This window comes from Kiritimatiellia bacterium, from assembly GCA_018001225.1.
Lineage (GTDB): Bacteria > Verrucomicrobiota > Kiritimatiellia > CAIQIC01 > JAGNIJ01 > JAGNIJ01.
In genome coordinates, this window is record JAGNIJ010000015.1 from 63,384 (window position 1) to 82,354 (window position 18,971).

Consider the following 18,971-nt stretch of genomic DNA (forward strand, 5'->3'; position numbering starts at 1 on the left):
GATCGCGGATTATAGTGCCCGCGCAATCGGAGTGCGATCATGGCCATCGAGCGATCGGAACAGTACCTTGAAATTGTCATCCGCGCGGCGCGGCGGGTGGATTTGCGGACCGTGGAGCGGTTCATCGACCTGCTGGAGGCCGCGTACCGGGACGGGCGCGCCGTCTACTTCATCGGCAACGGCGGCAGCGCGGCCAACGCCTCGCACTTCGCCGAGGATCTCTCCATGGGCGCCATGCCCGACCTCGAGGGGAAGCGCTTCCGCGTGTTGAGCCTCACCGACAACACCTCCTACATCACCGCGCTGGCCAACGACAAGGGCTTCGACCGCGTGTTCGAGCTCCAGCTCCGGCAGTTCGGGCAGAAGGGCGACCTGCTCGTGGTCATCAGCGGCTCCGGCAACAGCCCCAACGTCGTGCGGGCGGCGGAGTACGCGAAGTCCATCGGGATGATCGTGGTGGCGCTCACCGGCTTTGACGGCGGGAAGATGAGGGCGCTGGCCGATCTCAACGTCCACGTGCCGCACCCGAACATGTGCCAGTCCGAGGCGGTGCATTCGATCCTGCAGCATCTGGTAGCCGACCTGCTCAAGGAACGGCTGTCCGCCCCGGCCCCGCGTCCCGCGGCGAGAGGCCGCCAGCGATAAGGCCGCAGATGGGCTCCCGGACCCAGCCTGCGGCCGTCCCGTCCCGGTTTTCCCCCGGCCTGATCCTGGCGGCCGCGCTCCTCCTGTCGGCGTTCGTGCTGCGGTTCGCGCGGCTGGGTCACACCCCGATGTGGATCGACGAGCTGGACGTCTTCTGGAACTCCCGGTCGGAGCGCGGCCCGCTGGACGTGATCCTGTACACGCTGGGGAATTGCTTCGAGATCAACACGAACGAGCAGATGCCTTTCCAGTATGCCTGGCTGAAGCTGTTCCTGGGCCTGTATCGGCTTCTGGGCATCACCGAACCGGGCGCGGCGCTGATCCGCCTGCCCATGGCCCTGCTGGGCTGGCTGGCCGTGGGGCTGCTCTATCCCGTCGCGCGCCGCCTGTACGGGCGCGCCACCGGGTTGTGGGCGCTGGGGCTGGGCGCCGTGTCTTTCTTCCAGGTCTATCAGAGCCGCGACGCAACGGCCTACAATCCGCTGATGTTCTTCCTGGCGCTGCACCTGCTGGGCGCGACCGGCTGGCTGCGCGCGGAGCCGCCGCGCCTCGGGGACCGCCTCGCCTTTGTCGCCGGCGCGGCGGGCCTGCTGCTGTCGCACCTATCGGCGTGGTTTTTCCTGGGGGCCGAGGGCCTGCTCTGGGCGGGCCGGGCGGCGTGGCGGCGCTGGCGCGGCGCGGAGAAGCGGACTTGGAGCGCCGAGTGGCGGGGCGGGGCGTTCGAGCCGGCGGGCTGGCTGCTCCTGTGCGCGCTGCCGTTCCTGATCGTGCCGTGGCGCGCGATCACAGCCTACCAGCCGCCGGGCCTCAAGGAGGAGGTGGAGATCAGCACGCTGTCGTGGCCCTTTCTCCGCTACCAGTTGGCGCATTTCGGGTGGGGCCTCGGCGCCGGGCGCCTGGCCGGATTCGCGCTGGCCCTGGCGGGCGGCGCGGCGGCCTTGTTCAGCGTCCGGTCAACCCGCGCCCGCGGCGCGGCCCACCTGTTCATGCTGGCGGCGCCGGTGCTGCTGCTGTTCGCCGTGCCGCACTCGCTGGTGTTCCCGCGCTACCTTACGATCGTCTATTTCCCGCTGCTGATCCTGGCCGCGCGGGGTCTGGCCTGGTGGACGGAGCAGGCGGGCCGCGCGTTGCGGCTCCCGGCGCGCTGGGCGTTCCTTCCCGCCGCCGCCGTCGCCGCGCTGGTCGCGGCCTGGCACGTCCGCCCGATGGCTCAACTCTTCGCGCTCCGCACGAAGCTGATGCCCGTGCCCCAGCTGATCGAGTGGCTGGAGTCCCGGCTTCCGGAGAACGGCCTGTACGTCTGGGAATCCGGCTACAACCTGCGTGACGTGCCCGGGGCCTACCCGGTCCGCGGCCGGCAGGCGGCGTTCATGACCATGCACTCCGGGACCATCCGCGCGCCGGGCGTCGCGGAGCGCCTGGCGCCGATGGGCCGCGACCTGTTCCAGCGGTTCCCCCTCGCCGCGCTGCTGGCCACGGGATTCCCCGAGCCGCCGGCCGAAGGGCCCTGGGCGTGGATCGCCACGGACTTCGCCCGCCGGGAAGTCATCCGCAACGAAGGCCTGGAAGCCCTGCACCGCTACGGGTTCAGCCCTCACGGCGTCGTGTACCCGGCCAACCTGAATATTGTCTGCTACTTCAACCGGCCGGAGGATCTGTCGGCGCGGCAGGCCGCCGACGGTTCTCCGTTCTTGGCCTATCCGGACGGGCCGGGCTGGCGCTATCTCCAGACCCGCGAGGGCCTGCTGTTCGCGTGCCCGGAGCCGGCCGGCGCGTTGCGCGTGCGCAACCCGTCCGGCGAAACGCGGGCCGCGCGGGTGCGGCTCGAGGGCGCAGTCCAGGCGGCCGGCAGTTTGCGGGTGACCGGCCCGGACGGGCAGGTCTTGACGCGAACCCTTCAACCCGGTAATCAGGTGAGGCAGGAGTTCGGCCCGTTCTCTTTCCCGCCCGGCGATCACGAGGTGCGGATGGAGTTCTGGCCGTCCGGCCGGAATGCCCTGCTGGTCTACGCCTTCCAGGTGATTCCGGGAGACGCCGAACCATAAAGGAGCCGGGCATGCCGGAAGCGAAAATACTGGATTTGGACAGGCTGGCGGAAGTGGTGGCGAAGGCCCGGGCCCAGGGCCGGGTCGTGGTGCACTGTCACGGCGTCTTCGACCTGCTGCACATCGGCCACATCCGCTACTTCGAGCAGGCCAGGCGGATGGGGGATCTCCTGATCGTGACCCTGACGCCCGACCGGTACGTGGACAAGGGGCCGCACCGCCCGGCCTTCACGCAGGACCTGCGCGCGGAGTCCATCGCCTCGCTCTCGTGCGTGGACTACGTGGCCATCAACCGCTGGCCGACCGCCGAGGAGACCCTGCGGCTCCTTCGGCCCGACCTCTACGTCAAGGGGTCCGAGTTCAAGGAAATCACCAGCGACATGACCGGCAAGATCGGCCGCGAGGAAAAGGTCGTCCGCGAAGTCGGCGCCCGCCTGGCCTTCACCGAGGACATCGTGTTCAGTTCCAGCAACCTCATCAACACCCACATGTCCCTGTTCCCGGTCGAGGTGAAGGAGTACCTGAACCTCTTCAAGACGCGGTACTCGCTGGACCAGGTCCAGGAGGCGCTCGGCCGGCTCTCGAAGCTCAAGGTGCTCGTCATCGGCGACACGATCATCGACACCTACGTGTACTGCGAGGCCATCGGCAAGTCGTCCAAGGATCCCGTGCTCGCCCTGCGGCACCAGTCCGAGGACAGCTTCGCGGGCGGGGTGCTGGCCGTGGCCAACCACGTGGCGAACTTCGCGGGCCGCGTGGAGCTGTTCACCGTGCTGGGCACGGTGAACACGCGGCAGGAGTTCATCACCTCGAGCCTGGCCTCCAACGTCACGCCGCATTTCTTCCTGCGGCCCGGCGCGCCGACGATCGTGAAGCAGCGCTTCCTCGAGGGCTACTCGCTGTCCAAGCTGCTGGAGATCTATTACATGGACCAGTCCGACATCCCGGACGAGACGGTCCGCGAGGTGAAGGCGGCCTTGGAGGAGAAGCTGGAGGAGTGCGACCTCGTGGTGGTGGCGGACTACGGGCACGGGATGATGGCCAAGCCCATCCGGCACCTGCTGTGCGAGAAGGCGAAGTTCCTGGCGGTGAACACGCAGGCCAACGCGGGCAACCGCGGCTTCAACACGATCACCCGCTACCCGCGGGTGGACTTCGGCTGCATCGCCGAGCACGAGATGCGCCTGGAGATGCGCGATGCCGAGGGCGAGTTGCGCCCGATGATCGAGAAGCTCGCACCCCATCTGAAGAGCAGGCTCTTCGTGGTGACCCGCGGGAAGAAGGGCGCGCTGATCTGGACCGCCGACGGCGAGTTCGTGATCGTGCCGGCCTTCGCCATGAAGGTCGTCGATCGCGTCGGGGCGGGGGATGCCTTCCTGTCCGTCACGGCGCTGGCCGCCGCGACGGGCGTCCCGCCGGAGATGCTGGGCTTCGTCGGCAACGTGGCCGGGGCGCAGGCCGTCGAGATCATCGGCAACCAGAAGGCCATCGACAAGCTCAAGCTCCAGAAGACCATCGTCTCCATGCTCAAGTGATCCATGCACGCCGAACCGCCCCAGCGCCCGCCCGCCGACCTGTTTGACCGGGGCCGGCTGCAGATCAAGCCGCTGGCCGATCGGAAGCACGACCTCGGGTTGGGCAGCATCAAGCCGCTGGAATCCGTCCTGTGCATCGAGCCCGCGCTCCGTGCGGTCGCCGCGCACATCCTGGCGGCCCGGGATGCCGGCGCGGCCGTTGTGCTGATGATGGGCGCGCACGTGCTGCGCGAGGGGATGCAGCGGTACCTCGTGGACCTCATGAAGCGGCGGCTGGTCACCCAGGTGGCGCTGAACGGCGCCGGGCTGATCCATGATTTCGAGCTGGCGCTGATCGGCCAGACGACCGAGAGCGTGGCGCGGTACATAGCCGAGGGGCAGTTCGGGCTCTGGCAGGAAACGGGCCGGATCAACGACCTGGTGGCCGCCGCCGCCCGCAACGGGCTGGGCCTGGGCGAGGCCGTGGGCGCGGCGATCGCCGAGGGCGCCTTCCCGCACAAGGACATCAGCCTGCTGGCGCACGCCTGGCGGCTCGGCGTCCCGGTGACCGTCCACGTCGGCATCGGGTACGACATCGTCTATGAGCATCCCAACTGCGACGGCGCGGCGTGGGGCGCGGCGAGCTACACGGACTTCCTGCGGTTCACGAAGGGGCTGGAGCGGCTCGAGGGCGGGGTGGTGATGAACTTCGGCAGCGCGATCATGGCGCCGGAGATTTACCTGAAGGCGCTGGCCATGGTCCGCAACGCGGCGCGGCCGGAGGGCCGGACCATCGCGCACTTCGCCACCCTGGTCTGCGACCTGCACGACCTGCCGACGGACTTCCACGCCGAGGCCCCGCGCGGCACGGCGGGGTACTACTACCGCCCCTGGAAGACCATGCTCGTCCGCACCGTCGCCGACGGCGGCGAGAGTTTCTACGTGCGCGGCCGCCATGCCCAAACCATCCCGGAGCTGTGGAGCGCCGTGAACGAGGTCGAAGCCGCGCGCGCCAGGACCAGGCCGGCGTAGCCCCGGCACCCCGTCGCAGAACGCCCTTGCCCCGGGCCGGAGGGCGGTCCTATACTTGGTCCGGGAAGGGGGTGTCGTATCCAGTGAAAAGCCTGCCCATCCGCACGTCCTATGCGGTCGTTTCCCTCGCGTGGTTCTCGTCGATTGGCGTTTGGGGCGCGGACTGGTCCACACCGGCCGGCGCCGAACAGGAGATCGCGAGCGTGGTGCGGGGGATCGCGGCCCAGGTGGAGCACTCCGTCGCCCGGCTTTCCCCGTCCGCGCCGGTCCCGACGTCGGAGTTCCAGGCGCTGGAACAATATGTCGACGAGTACCTCCGCCGCCATGGCGAGAAGGTCTCCGTCGCCAACCCGGTGTGGGTCCTGACCAACGCCTGCAATCCGGAGGCCGTGCAGCGCGACTACGAACGGATCCTGCCGGTCGGCAAGCAGCGCAACGCCTACGTCGAGGTCAACAACAAGCTGAAGGAGAAGTACGACAAGCTGCTCCAGCTGTCGGCCTACGACGTGCTGGCCCAGGGCATCGGGCTGATCCTTTTTCCGCCGGAGAGCGGGATGGATATTTTCCAGGAACTCGGGTTGCAGGTGATCGAAGACTACATGACGCCGAAGTACAGGCCGCTGGGCGCCGATCGCCTGCGATCCACCGCAATGCCGAAACTGGCCTCGGAACTGAAGCCCGACCAGGAAAAACTGCTGGCCGTCCTGCGAGAAGCTCCGGCCAACAAGAACGACGTGCCCCGGATTTGCCGGGAAGCCCAGCGCCTGGCGGCATCGTGCGAAGAGAAGTCCTCGCGGATTTACGCGGAACTGCTGCGAGAGCACGAAGAGTTCAAAAAGCGGGCGCCCGGGGTGCTGGCGTATGTCGCTTCCATCGCGACCGAGGTGGACCGAATCCTTCAGCGGCGGGCGCATCTTGTGCTCTGCGAGGTCTCCCCGAGCCCGCTGGCCTTGCCCGGCGTCAGCGCGTATTACCCGCTGACCCTTCACCTAGTCTACGACAGCGGGCTCCGGCGGCAGGCGCTGTACAACGACGTGGTATTCGAGCAGGACGAGCCGCCGGTGGTCCGGTTGTATCCCAACGCGGGAACCGGTCATGCCATCGTGGAGGGTGTGGCGGAGGGTACGGGCGAAGTGCGCATCCGGTCGAAGGCCGACGGCAAGTTGCTGGGCTCGTTCCGCGTTGAGGTTGCGCGTCGCTCGGCCCCGGCCTCCCTGGCCCCGCAAGGCCCCCCGCCCCCGATCAATCCGCCGCCGTCCGCGGGTTTTCCCGCGGTGGACTTCACGGCCTCGCCGGACAAGCGGGTGTACTCGGTCGGCGAACCGATCCGGTTCACGCAAATCGCTGTGTCCAATGTGAATGACTGGACGTTCACCTGGTACGTGACCGGCGACGAGAAGACCGGGGTGGAGATCGACCATGCCTTTTCCAGCCGCGGGCTGCATACCGTCCGGTTGGTCGTGAGGTCCAAGGCCACGGGGGAGGAAGACGCGCTGGCCCGTACCATCACCGTGGGGGATGCCGAAGGGGAGGAGGAGCCGCCGCCCCCGGGAGAAAGCGGCGCGGGCACGGTCGCGCCGCCGGTCGGCCCGATCGGCCAGGTCAACGACTTTGTCACCGAAACGCTTCGCGACCGGGGCGTGGTCGGCGTGGCCGTCCGCTTCTACCGGGGAGGTTCAGGCGACTGGTCCGAGCCCGTTTCGTTCGTGAATACCGAAGGCGCCCAGGATGTGAGCCTGCAAACGGGGGAGCAGGCCGACGGATACAATACCGGCTGGCTGCTGTATGCCGGCAACGGCAAGCCGCGCTTCAAGCTGCTGGGTTGCGATTTCGGGCGGCGGACGGGCCGGGTGGTGTACGAAGGCGCCCTCGACCTCCAGGGGCAGGACTACAAACCGGGCTCGCTCAAGTTCAAGACCGTGCACGCCCGGTGCGCCAAGGTCACCTGGGAGGCTGCCAACGGCAGCCTGTACGGGGCCACCATCTGGAAATCCCCGACACCCGCCGTGCCGAATCCCAACAGCTTCGTGAAGACCGGCGTGGAGTATGAGAACCCGATCGAATTCAGAGAGCCAACGGAGTCCGGCCAGGTTAATGCGCCGGGCGAACTCACGATCGGCGGAAGCGGCACGAACCTGTTCGTCAACGTGCCGCCCGGCATGGCCAACGTCACGGCCTCGATGGAACTCTCCTCGGGGGTCAAGGCCGTCGGAGCCGTCGCGGCCGATGGCGTCTTTGTCCGCCTGGAAGACATGCCCCGCGAGACGGGGCGGGAGTTCGTTTTTGCCTTGAGTCCCGGTCGCCACCTTCTGCCCTGCCCGGACACGCGGAAGCTCCCGGCCGACGCGCGCGCGGTGGATGTGAAGCTGTTCGACAATACCACCAAGGCGCTGCTACGCCGTCACCTGGCGCCACTGGCCAGGTCGGAGACGGCCGTGCCGCTGCGGAAGGACGAGAAGCCGGGCCCCGTCCTGTCCGAGTTCCGCTACGGTTCCGGCGTCTGGCCGGTCCGGCTGCAGGACGGCGTGCTGGAGGTGCGGGGCAACGGGCGGTGGGCGTGGGGCGATCAATGGAAGCTCGTGGACCGGTATGTGAAAGAGTTCAACGGCGTCGGCACCGACCAGGGGCCGGGCCTGGCGTATACGAGGGACGGCCGGATGTGGGACGTGATATTGCTGAACTACCAGAACGGCGACCGGGTGCCCGTCAATTCCTACAGCGAGAAGGTCGAGGTGTATTACGGCGGCCAGTACGGCTTCTCGTACCGCGTGGGCGGCCACAGCTTCAGCTACAACCATGGACTGCTCAAGGAAATCGATCCGGCTACGGGGAACTTCCTGTCGCCGTAACAAGAGGCGAGCGTGCATTATGAGAATCAACCTGTGGATGGCGTTCGGGTTGGCATGGTTCCTGACCTCCTGTTCCGGGGAGAAGGGCCCCTTCCGTGAAATCCGCGCCTGGGACTTCAAAGAAATGCAATACGCCATGGTCTTCTGTGCCGCGGCGACCAACCAGGACGAAGCCGCGGTCCGCCGGGAAGCGGATCGGATGGCCGGGGAACGGCTGCGGAGCCGGGAGAAGGTGGACGTGGTCATCCTGTACGATGCCGCTCGCGCCAAGGAAGTCTCTTCCGAGAAGGCCATGGAGAACATGATGCAGGGGGGCGGAGGCAGCGTTCAGGTCTTTCTGTACGGCGGGCAGATGGAGGGTGGGGGGTACCTTTCCGCGACGCGGGATGATCCCGAACCCCGGTGGATCTACGTCCCGTTCCGGGACACCCAGGCGTCGGCCCGCGACCGGGCGTTTTCGAAATAGGTGGACAGCAAAGGAGTCGCATGAAAACGAATCGGTTTTGCCGTGGCGTGGTCCTGGTGGCGGCCATCGGCCTGGTGGGCGCACCGGGATGGGCCGGCGCCGGTGCGGCGCAGGCCGACCTGGATGAGGCGCTGGGTTGGGCTTCCGACCCATCGTTGTGGGCCGGGCTCAAGGGCGCCCGTTACATAAGCGGCATCTCGATCAAGGCGGGCATGGCCGACGGATCGAGTGCCCCGGTTGAAAAGGCGCTGGAGCCGCCGGCCGCGGGTGACGGCCCGGCCTCGCCGGAGATCGAAGACGTAGTGGATTGGATCCAGTATGACCTCTCCATCCTTGTCTATGCCTCGGCGGAAGCCGCCCGCGAGGGGCTGGGCGGCCTCATGGCTGGCGAACGGCGTGTTCTGGCCGTTGGCGACGAGGGATACGTCGGCGGGGGAGACGGCGTGCTGTTCCCCGAGGGCGGCGAGGCGTTGAGCCAGGGGCAGCGGACGGCCGCCTTCCGGGTAGGCCGGTTCAACATGCTGGTCCAGCAGGACTGGCTGGGCCGGCGGGAACTGCCCGAGGGGCCGAATCCTGTCCAGGCCTTGCTGGACTATGACTTCGCGTCGCTGTCTGCGGCATTGGCGCAGTTCGCGGCCGGCGCGGCTGTCGCGCCGGAGTACAGCGCGCTGTTCGACCGGCTCCTCGCCCTCGAGGCGGAAGGGAATACGGTCGAGGCCATTCGCCTGGTTCCGGCCCTCTACGCGTGCGACATCCCGGTCGATGCGTTCTATTCAACACTGGAGGACGCGCGGGCAAGGTTGCTGAACCGCCTGGTGGAGCAAAAGCAGGTGGTCGTGGGCGGATGGGTCATGAATCTGGCCGTGGCACGGGATCTGTTCGTCACGCAGGAACTCACAAAACCCGATAGGCTTTATCGGCGCGTGCAGACGCACGGGGATCTGCCGGCGGACCGATACCTGTACTTCATGGTGGTGGCGGGCCGGGAGCCGGCGGCGTCCCCGGCCGCACCGCTCAGTTCACCGGCGTTGCCCGATTTCGATCCGGGGCCCGCGGTGACCAACCCGGATCCCTGGCTGGTTTCCGCGGCGCTCTTCCTGGCGCGAAAAGGATATGGGGCCGTGCCGGTTCGGCCGGTGCTGGATCGCTGGGCTTCGCGGCGCGACCTGTGGGACGATATCTGCACCGAACAGGCCCTTCTTTTCCTCGCAGCGCAGCCCGGTGGGCCGGAAACGGTGGAGAACGAGAACGTGACGGATGTATTGCGCAGGCTGACGCCCGTGGCGGAGGATCGCGCGGAGGCGCAGGCGCTGTTTGTCGATTACGTCTCGCTGCAGCCGGTGCCGCCGCGCGGCGTCCGCCTGGAAAGCATGAAGCCCGGCGCGACGGAAGGATCGTTCGAGCCGGCGGACGTCAAGCCGGTCTCCGGATCGGAAGCCTTCATGCCGCTGGCGCCGGGCTATCACCGGTTCCGCTATCTCGACGGCGCCGTGCACGGCACCAGCCGGGTCTTTGAAGCCATGCCTGGCTCCCTGGTCCGCGTGTGCACGGCGGTGCTCGGCGGTCCCTGATGCCCGGATTCCGGCCGGCCGACGGTTCCGAAATGACCTTGTTCCGGGGCGTCGTCGCCGTTATCGTATCTTCGGGTTGACACACCGCCCATGAGCACCGGCCAGTACATGTCGCAGACGCAGCAGCAGCGGCTGCAGATGGTGCTGGCGCCGCAACTGCGCCAGTCGCTGGCCCTGCTCCAGGTGCCCATCCTCGAGCTGCGGACGCTCGTCCAGGAGGAGATGCAGCAGAATCCCACCCTGGAGGAGAAGGCGACGCGGGACACGCCCGTGGAGATCGAGCCGGGCACGAACGAGCCGGAGAAGGACAAGGCCCTGGATTTCAAGGAGGAGTTCGAGGTCCTGGCCCGCCTGGACGACGAGTGGCGGGAGTACTTTCACCAGAACCAGGCCGCCAACCCCTACACGGCCGAGGACGCCGCGCGCCGCCAGCACTTCTTCGACTCGCTGACCCAGACCGAGTCGCTCCAGGAACACCTGCGGAACCAGTTAATCCTGACCGAGCTGTCCGAGGAGGACCGCCGCGTCGCGGAAATGCTGGTGGGCAGCATCAACGACGACGGCTACCTCGTCACGCCCCTGGCGGACCTGGCCCAGGGCACCGGCTTCGACCTGGCCCGGCTGGAAGAGCTGCTTCATCTCATCCAGGAATTCGATCCCATCGGCGTGGGCGCGCGGGACCTGAAGGAATGCCTCCTCCTGCAGTTGAACCGGCTCGGTAAAGGCGACTCCACCGCGGCGGCGATCGTACGCGACCACCTCGACGACCTGGGCGCGCGGCGCTATCCGCAGCTGGCCAAAGCACTGGGCCTTCCGCCCGAGGAGGTCCAGGAGGCCGCGCGCTTCGTCTCCACGCTCGAACCCCGCCCCGGCCGCCTGTTCAGCGCCGAGTCCGCGAACTACGTCCTCCCCGAGGTCTCCGTGCAGAAGTCCGGCGACGACTACACGATCGCGCTGGATCGGGATTCGGTGCCCCACCTCTTCATCAGCAAGCAGTACCGCCAGTTAATGGAAAACCCGGAGACGACCGCCGAGGTCAAGGAGTACATCCGCGACAAGATCCGCGCGGGGACGTTCCTGATCAAGAGCATCTACCAGCGGCAGCAGACCATCTACCGGATCGCCCGCGAGATCGTCGCGGTCCAGCGGGATTTCCTGGAGCGCGGCGTCTCGCACCTGAAGCCCCTGACGATGGCGGAGATCGCCGGCAAGCTGGGCATCCACGAGACCACGGTCAGCCGGGCGATCGCCAACAAGTACATGCAGACCCCGCGCGGCGTGTTCGAGATGAAGTACTTTTTCACGCCCGGGTTCACCACGCAGGACGGCCAGGAGATCTCGAACAAGACCATCAAGGATTCCATCGCCCAGTTCGTCGCGAAGGAGGATCCGGCCGCGCCGCTGTCCGACCAGGCCATGGTGGCCCTGCTCAAGGAGAAGGGGATCACCGTGGCGCGCCGGACCATCGCCAAGTACCGGGACGAGCTCAAGATCCTTCCTTCGCACCTGCGCCGGGCAGGCTGACGGCGGCCGCCGGGACCGCGGGGACCGGCTTATCCGTCGGTGTTGCCGAGTATGATCTGGAAGCCCGGCAGGGCGCCGATGAAGGCCAGCACGTTCTGCGGCTGCAGGGGCTTGATCACGTAGTGCTGCACGCCCATCTTCCGCCCGAGCTCGATGTCCTTTTCGTAATCGGACGTGCTAAGCACAATCAGGGGAATCGCGCGCAGGCCGGCGTCGCCCTGGATCCGGGTGATCAGTTCGCGCCCGTCCATGCCCGGCAGGTTGAGGTCGATGAGCACGAAGAGCGGAGGCGGGTATTTCTCCCTGTCGGCATAGGCGCCCTGGTGGTTCAGGTAGTCCCACGCCTCCTGCCCGGACCGGACCACGTCGATGGCGTTCCAGACGTTGGCCTTGTGGAAGGCGCGCTGCGCCAGGACGGCGTCGTCATGGTCATCCTCGACCATCAGGATTCTCGAGGTTCGAACCGTTATATTCGGCATGGCTGCCTCCTCATGTGGTTTGCAGGCAGGGTGTGACATCGCCGGCCTGCGCAGTCGCCGGCTCTTTAGGCAGGCGAATCCAGAACGTGCATCCCCGGCCCGGCTCCGCGTCGAGGTCGATCGAACCGCCATGCTGGCGGACGATCTTGCGGCAGAGCGCGAGCCCGATGCCGGTGCCTTCGTACCGGTCGCTCGCGTGCAGCCGCTTGAACGGCACGAAGAGGCGGCCGGCGTCCTCGCGGGTCATCCCGATGCCGTTGTCCCGCACGTAGATTTTCCAGGCGTCCGGCTCCTCCACGGCGCCGACCTCCACGCGGGGCTCCGGCTTGTCGTTGAATTTCAGGGCGTTGCCGATCAGGTTCTGGAAAAGCTGGACCAGGCGGGTCTCGTCCCCCTGGACCACGGGCAGCGCCTCCGTCCGGATCACGGCGTTGCGCTCGACCAGGCGGTGGGAGAGCTGGTCCTTGACGATGTCGAGGATGTCCTGCAGGGGGAGGGAGCGCACGGCGAGTCCGTCCGAGTCCAGCTTGGCCAGGGCCAGCACGTCCTTGATCAGGCGGCGCATCCGCCCGGCCGACTTCTGGATCACCGAGAGGTAGTAGCGGCCGGTGTCGTCCACCCGGTCGGCGTAGTCCTCCAGGAGCAGCTGGGCGAAGCTCTCGATCTTCTGCAGCGGGGCCTGCAGGTCGTGGGAGGCCACGTTGGCGTATTCCTCCAGTGCCGCGTTGGACTCCCGCAGGCGCTGCTCCGTGTGCCAGAAATCCATGAAGTGCCCGATCCGGTCGCCGACGGCCATCATCAGGTCCCGCTCGGTCTCGGTCAGCGTCCGCGCCCCGGGTTCGTCCCGGAAGCGGATCTCGAGGGTGCCGATGGCCTTGCCGCGCTCCCGGATCTCGAACGACTCGACGCGGCCGGACTCGAAGAGGTTGGCCGACCCGTACTCCTCCTTACCGAGCCGGATCACCGCGCAGCAGCGGTCGCCCGCGTCGGGCAGCAGGATGTTGGCCGCCGCGCTCAAGGCCACCCGCGGCGAGCCCTCCACGCTGTCGAAGAGCTTCTCCAGGGCATACAGGCAGCCCAGCTCGGACATGCGCTGGCGCAGGGTCTCCACGTGCGCCCGCTGCTCCTCCTCCTGCGCGAAACGTTCGATCGCCCGCCGCGTCTTCTCCAGCAGCGTCTCGCTGAAACGGGGATCGGCCTGCTTGGTCACGTAGTCGGTGGCGCCCATGTGCAGCGCCTGGACCGCCAGTTCCTCGCTGCCGTGCCCGGAAAGGAAGATCACCGGGAACGGCGGCCCGATGGCGCGCAGCCGCTCCAGGACCTCCAGGCCGGAAAGGCCCGGCATCTTCTGGTCCAGGATCATGACGTCGAAGGACTGCTCCTCCACCCGGCGGAGCGCGTCGGCGCCGTTCGGGGCCTCTTCCGCCGCGTAGCCCCGCGCGGAGAACAACTCGGTCAGGTAGCGCCGCACCGCGTCGTCATCCTCCACGATGATCACGCGCTTCCTGTCGTTCTGGCCGGACGGGGTCATGGTGCTGAAGGATCAGCGGAAGCTTACCATCCGCGCCTCCGCTGTCACGTCGCGGTTGATGCCTCGAAAGCCTGTGATCTCGCCCTTCTTGTTGCGGACGGGGCCGGCCGTGCACTCGTGGACGGCCACGCGCCCGTCCGCCGTCAGCAGCGTGATCCGGCGATGGAACACCGTGGACGTGTCGGTGGAGAGGATTTTTTTCCGCTCGCCGACCTTTTCCTTCTCGGCGCTGCTCAAGAGTTCGAAAATCGGCTTCCCGATCAGTTCCCTGGGCGGCCAGCCCAGCAGTTTCTTCAGCGCCGCGTTGGAATAGGTGAACCGCTCCTCGTGGTCCGTCTCCCAGATCCAGTCGCCCGAGCACGACGCGATGTGCTCGAAGCGCTCGATGCTGGACTCCAGGGAGCGCTGGGCCTCCTTGCGCTCCTCGACCTCCTCGCCGAGCGCCCGGTTGAGCGAGGTGACGTAGGAGAGGATCAGGGCCAGGATCACGAACAGCGCCCCGGCGCCGATGAACCAATAGATATACTGGCGCAGCACGGTGCCGAACGACAGCCGCCCGTAGTCCTCGTACGGCGGCCGCTGCAGTTCCCGCAGCAACTGGCGCACCTCCTCGCGCGGATCCGGGACGGTCCAGCCCGTGTCCATGGCGCCGTCCGGGTCCAGGTCGCCGGGTCCGGCAGTGAGGAGCAGCGCCGCGACCTGGTCCGCGAGATCGGAATCCGTCCCGGGCAGCGCGACCAGCAGGCGGTCGGGATAGAGCCGGGTGCTGACCCGGAACGGATAGTCGGCCGGCGGTGGGCCTCCGAGGGCGAGGACCCGGATGCCGTTCAGGTCCAAGCGCCCTGCCGCGGCCATCTGTTCCAGGACGCCCGCCGTCACGATGCCGGCATCGGCCTGTCCCGCCAGCACCACCTCCACGACGGCCTGGTCGTTGGGGTTCATGATCAGCTTGCCGAAGGCTTCGCGGCTGTCGGTTCCCTGCGCCTTGAGTTCGCGCAGGACGGACAGCGAGGAGGCCAAGGGATCGCCGTCGACGGCCGCCACGGTGGCGCGCTGCAGGTCGCCGGTCTGCTGCACGGCGGAGTCTTTCAGGGTGAAGACTACGCCGCCCGTCTGCCGGGCGCGCCGGGTCTGCGCGAACCGCTCCAGCGCGGCCAGGGGCCGGAGTTGCACGCGGGACTCCAGTTGAATGAACTGAACGGGGTCCACGAACACAAGCCCGGGGCCGGTCTTGTCCACCTGGTTGACCCAGTTGACCCCGGCCCGGTTCACAATGAACTCGTGCCCCGGCAGTTGCCGGGATAGGTACGCGGCCGTCTTCTCCAGGAACGGCGCGTTGCGCAGGTCCTCCCCCTGGGTCGGCAGGACGATGGGAATCGGACGCGCTCCGCAGGCCACGGCCGTCATAATCAGAAGGCCGGCCGCGACATGCATCCGTGCTCCGCGCAGAGGCGTCTCCCTGCCTCCGCTTCGTCCCCGGCTTGCGCAGGTTATTGTATGCATGAGCCCTCCTTCGTCTGCTTGACGATGCCCGCTTCCGTTCTTCTGATAAGCCCCCAACTCCGTGGAAGCGAGCAAATAAAGTCCGCGTAGGGGTAATCCGACGGAAAAAAGCCGGCGCGTGCCGTGAAAACAGGAACGATAGGGCAGAGCGGCCGGTCCGGCGCGGCGGTTGACCGTTCCGCGTCCATCCGGTAGCGTCTGGGAAGATGAGTGACGCCCTCCGTTCGTTCATGCTGGGCGACGAGGACAAGCGACACCTGGCGGATGCTTTCCGATCGGGAGGGCCGTGCTCTGTCCAGGGCCTGCCGGTTTCCGCGCAGGCTTTCCTGTCGCTGGCGCTGCGGCGGACCGGGCCGCGGCCCGTGGTCTGGGTCGGCGACAGCGCCCGCACCCTGGACCAGTTTCACCAGGACGCGCTCGTTCTCTCCGGCGAGCGCGAGGAGGGCCTGGCCTGTTTCCCGGCCCGAGAGGAGGGCGCCGGCCGGGCCGCGCACCTCGACCGCATGGGCGACCGGCTGCAGACGCTCCGGGCCTGCCTGCAAACCGATCATCCCCTGCTGATCGCGACCTGCGTCCAGGCCCTGTTCCAGGATACGCCCGCGCCCGCCGCGCTGGAACGCGCCCGCCGCCGGCTGGCCGTCGGCGATTCGGCGGATCCCGAGGAACTGGCAGCCGGCCTAGGGCGGCAGGGTTATGTGTTCGAGGTCGAGGTCGTGCAGAAGGGCCAGGCCGCCCGCCGCGGCGGCATCCTCGACCTGTGGCCGCCGACCGAGGACTGGCCCGTGCGCCTGGAGTTCTTCGGCAGCACGCTGGAATCCATACGCGCCTTCGACCCCGTCGGGCAGCGCTCGCTGGAGAAGAAGACCGCGCTGGACCTCGCGCCCGCCGGCGAAGCCCTCGAATCGCCGGAGGCCGCCGCCGATCTCCTGGCCTATCTGCCGCCGGATACGCTCTGGATCTGGAACGAGCCGCAGAGCATCTTTCATCACGCCGAGATGTACCGCGCGATGCTCCCCGAAGACTCGCCCGCCCGCGCGGCGGCGGATTTTGAACGGTTCCGCCTCCGGGTCCAGCACCGATTCCGGGGCGGCCAGCTCGTCATCGGGCCGGACGTCGTGGAAACCGCGCCGCCCCGCGAGCTGGGTCTGCGGCCCTGTGCGGGCCTGCCCGGCCTGGAAGGCGAGGGGGCCTTCCGGCCGGACCTGCTGGACGAGGCACGGCGCCGGTTCCTGGACGACCTGTCCGCCCGGTCTCGCCAGGGCGAGCACGTGGTCTTCTTCTTCGACACCGAGGGCGCCCGCGAGCGGTTCCTGGAACTGCGCGGGACGAGGACCGGCTTTGACGTCCGGCTGGGCGCGCTGTCGGAGGGGTTCGAGGTTCCGTCCGCGAGGCTGGTCGTGGTGGCCGAGTCGGACCTGTACGGCTTCCGCAAGCGGCTTCCCGGCCGGTACGATCTGCACGGCCGCCGCCGAGGGGCGCGGGCCGACGCGGGCGCGCGGCTCGCGGAATGGATGGACATCCAGCCCGGCGAGCTGGTCGTGCACCTGGATCACGGCATCGGGAAGTATCTCGGCCTGTACGAGGTCGAGTTCGACGGCCGGGAGCAGGAGGTCATGGCGGTCGAGTATGCCGGCCAGGCCAAGCTGTACGTGCCGGTCTCGCAGGCCCACCTGTTGAGCCGCTACGTCGGGCTCGGGCGGCGCCGGCCGGACCTGCACGCCCTCGGCGGCAAGCGCTGGACGCGCGAGAAGGTCGCGGCGGAGGGCGCCGTGCGCGACCTGGCCGCCTCGCTGATCGAGACGCAGGCCCGGCGCGACCTGCTGGAGGGCCACGCGTTTCCGCCCGACACGCCGTGGCAGCACGAGTTCGAGGCGGCCTTCCCGTTCCGCGAGACCCCGGACCAGCACCGCGCGATCCTGGACGTGAAGAAGGATATGCAAAGCCGCCGGCCGATGGACCGGCTCGTGTGCGGCGACGTGGGCTACGGCAAGACCGAGGTCGCGATGCGCGCGGCCTTCAAGTGCGTCCAGGACGGCCGCCAGGTCGCCGTCCTCGTGCCGACCACCGTCCTCGCGCAGCAGCATTTCGACACGTTCGGCGAGCGCCTCGCGGCCTACCCGGTGACCATCGAAATGTTGAGCCGGTTCCGGTCCCGCGCGGCGCAGCGCGACACGGCGCGGCGGCTGGCGGAGGGCGCGGTGGACATCGTGATCGGCACGCACCGCCTGCTCCAGCCGGACATCCGGTTCAAGGACCTCGGCCTCGTGGTCATCGACGAGGAGCAGCGCTTCGGCGTGGACCACAAGGAGCACTTCAAGCGCCTGCGCGCGCTGGTGGACGTCCTCACGCTGACGGCGACGCCGATCCCCCGCACGCTCTACTTCAGCCTGACCGGCGCCCGCGACATGAGCACGATCGAGACCCCGCCCCAGGACCGGCTGCCCATCGAGACGCTCGTGGCTCAGGACTCCGACGAACTGGTCCGCGCCGCGATCCTGCGCGAGCTCAACCGCGGCGGGCAGGTCTTCTACCTCCACAACCGTGTTACGACCATAGACATCGTGCGCAACCGCCTGAAGACGCTCGTCCCCGAGGCCCGGGTCGAGGTAGGCCACGGCCAGATGCACGAGAAGGATCTGGCCGAGGTCATGCACCGCTTCGTGCGCGGCGAGTTCGACGTCCTGCTCTGCACGACCATCATCGAGAGCGGGGTGGACATCCCGAACGTCAACACCATCCTGATCGACCGCGCCGACCGGTTCGGCCTGGCCGACCTGTACCAGTTGCGCGGGCGGGTAGGGCGGTACAAGCACCAGGCCTACGCCTACTTCCTCCTGCCGCGCCACGGGCGGCTGTTCGACAACGCGCGGCGCCGCATCGGCGCGATCCGGCGCTACTCGGGGCTCGGCGCGGGCTTCAAGCTGGCCCTGCGCGACCTGGAGATCCGCGGCGCGGGCAACCTGCTCGGCGCCGAGCAGAGCGGGCACATCACCGCCGTCGGCTTCGACCTCTACTGCCAGCTGCTCAAGCGCACCGTCGCGCGGCTCAAGGGCGAGCCCGCGCCGCCGATCGTCGACGTGATGCTCAAGCTGGATTTCCTGGACCTGTCCCTGGCCCCGGAATGCGAGGACCGCTCCGCCGTGCTGCCGTCGGCGTACATCGAGGACGAGAACTTGCGGCTCGGTCTGTACCGCAAGCTGGCCTCCGCGAGCAGCGAGCCCGAGGTGGACGCCCTGGCCGTGGAACTGCGCGACCGGTTCGGCCCGCTGCCCGCGCCGGCCGCGCGGTTGCTGCAAGTGGCCCGGCTGCGGATCCGGGCCGCCGCTCTCGGCATCCGCTCCATCGAGGTCCGCGAGGACAAGGCCATGATGATGAAAGGGGAGTCCTACATCATGCCCAACGGCCGCTTCCCGCGCCTGAAAAGCGCGGACCCGGATCGGCGGCTGGAGGAACTGCTCGCGCTCGCCGCCGGCTGATATTCTCCACGGTCTCATGCCAAATCCGGGTGAATGCGGGTAGATTTCGGGCTCGCAGGAGCTCGCTCCTCCATGATTCCTGCCACTGGAGGGCGGAGCTCTGCGACGCCGCTCGTACCGCCTCTCACCCGTACCTGGTATCACTTCGTGCTGGGGCATCGCCTAGGGGCGTCGCTGGCCGGCGGCCGCGGGCGTCGCAAGCGACGCCCCCTCGTGTTTGGCCCTTTTCTTATCCTGTCAGTGCGTACAGGACGGCAGATTCGAGTCGAGGGAGGGGTTTTTTGGACTTCTGGGTAGGGGGTGATGTGTGCACGAAGTCACATAAACCCGGTCGAA

Annotated in this window: 12 protein-coding genes; 9 read left to right on the plus strand and 3 right to left on the minus strand. The window is 68.1% G+C overall.

Annotated elements, in window-relative coordinates; all coding sequences use genetic code 11:
• Positions 1-39: 39 nt before the first annotated feature.
• The 8 genes from KA248_06945 (at position 40) to rpoN (ending at position 11,646) form a co-directional block, all read left to right on the plus strand.
• Positions 40-645 carry an SIS domain-containing protein gene (locus KA248_06945; protein MBP7829638.1) on the plus strand — a complete coding sequence of 202 codons (606 nt, stop codon included), beginning with the start codon at positions 40-42 and terminating at the stop codon, positions 643-645.
• Between the two features lie 8 nt (positions 646-653).
• Entirely contained in the window at positions 654-2,690 is a 2,037-nt protein-coding gene (locus KA248_06950; GenBank protein ID MBP7829639.1) for a glycosyltransferase family 39 protein, read from the plus strand.
• 11 nt (positions 2,691-2,701) lie between these two features.
• Positions 2,702-4,225: an adenylyltransferase/cytidyltransferase family protein gene (locus KA248_06955; protein MBP7829640.1), complete on the plus strand. Its 1,524-nt coding sequence runs from the start codon at positions 2,702-2,704 to the stop codon at positions 4,223-4,225.
• Between the two features lie 3 nt (positions 4,226-4,228).
• Positions 4,229-5,236: a hypothetical protein gene (locus KA248_06960; protein MBP7829641.1), complete on the plus strand. Its 1,008-nt coding sequence runs from the start codon at positions 4,229-4,231 to the stop codon at positions 5,234-5,236.
• A gap of 83 nt (positions 5,237-5,319) precedes the next feature.
• Positions 5,320-8,085, plus strand: a complete 2,766-nt coding sequence (locus KA248_06965) for a hypothetical protein (protein MBP7829642.1) — start codon at positions 5,320-5,322, stop codon at positions 8,083-8,085.
• Between the two features lie 19 nt (positions 8,086-8,104).
• Positions 8,105-8,551, plus strand: coding sequence for a hypothetical protein (locus tag KA248_06970; protein MBP7829643.1), 447 nt, complete (start codon positions 8,105-8,107; stop codon positions 8,549-8,551).
• Between the two features lie 20 nt (positions 8,552-8,571).
• Positions 8,572-10,122, plus strand: a complete 1,551-nt coding sequence (locus KA248_06975; GenBank protein MBP7829644.1) for a hypothetical protein — start codon at positions 8,572-8,574, stop codon at positions 10,120-10,122.
• 90 nt (positions 10,123-10,212) lie between these two features.
• Positions 10,213-11,646 carry an RNA polymerase factor sigma-54 gene (rpoN, locus tag KA248_06980; GenBank protein MBP7829645.1) on the plus strand — a complete coding sequence of 478 codons (1,434 nt, stop codon included), beginning with the start codon at positions 10,213-10,215 and terminating at the stop codon, positions 11,644-11,646.
• A gap of 29 nt (positions 11,647-11,675) precedes the next feature.
• Here the strand turns inward: rpoN and KA248_06985 are convergent, their stop codons facing one another.
• The 3 genes from KA248_06985 to KA248_06995 are packed head-to-tail and all read right to left on the minus strand — an operon-like array spanning position 11,676 to position 15,090.
• Complete coding sequence (locus KA248_06985) at positions 11,676-12,125, minus strand: response regulator (GenBank protein ID MBP7829646.1); 450 nt, start codon at positions 12,123-12,125, stop codon at positions 11,676-11,678.
• Between the two features lie 10 nt (positions 12,126-12,135).
• Entirely contained in the window at positions 12,136-13,656 is a 1,521-nt protein-coding gene (locus KA248_06990) for a response regulator (protein MBP7829647.1), read from the minus strand.
• Between the two features lie 12 nt (positions 13,657-13,668).
• Positions 13,669-15,090, minus strand: coding sequence for a PhnD/SsuA/transferrin family substrate-binding protein (locus KA248_06995; GenBank protein MBP7829648.1), 1,422 nt, complete (start codon positions 15,088-15,090; stop codon positions 13,669-13,671).
• A gap of 275 nt (positions 15,091-15,365) precedes the next feature.
• Between KA248_06995 and mfd the strand changes: the two genes are divergently transcribed.
• Complete coding sequence (gene mfd / locus KA248_07000) at positions 15,366-18,635, plus strand: transcription-repair coupling factor (GenBank protein ID MBP7829649.1); 3,270 nt, start codon at positions 15,366-15,368, stop codon at positions 18,633-18,635.
• The last annotated feature ends 336 nt before the right edge of the window (positions 18,636-18,971 follow it).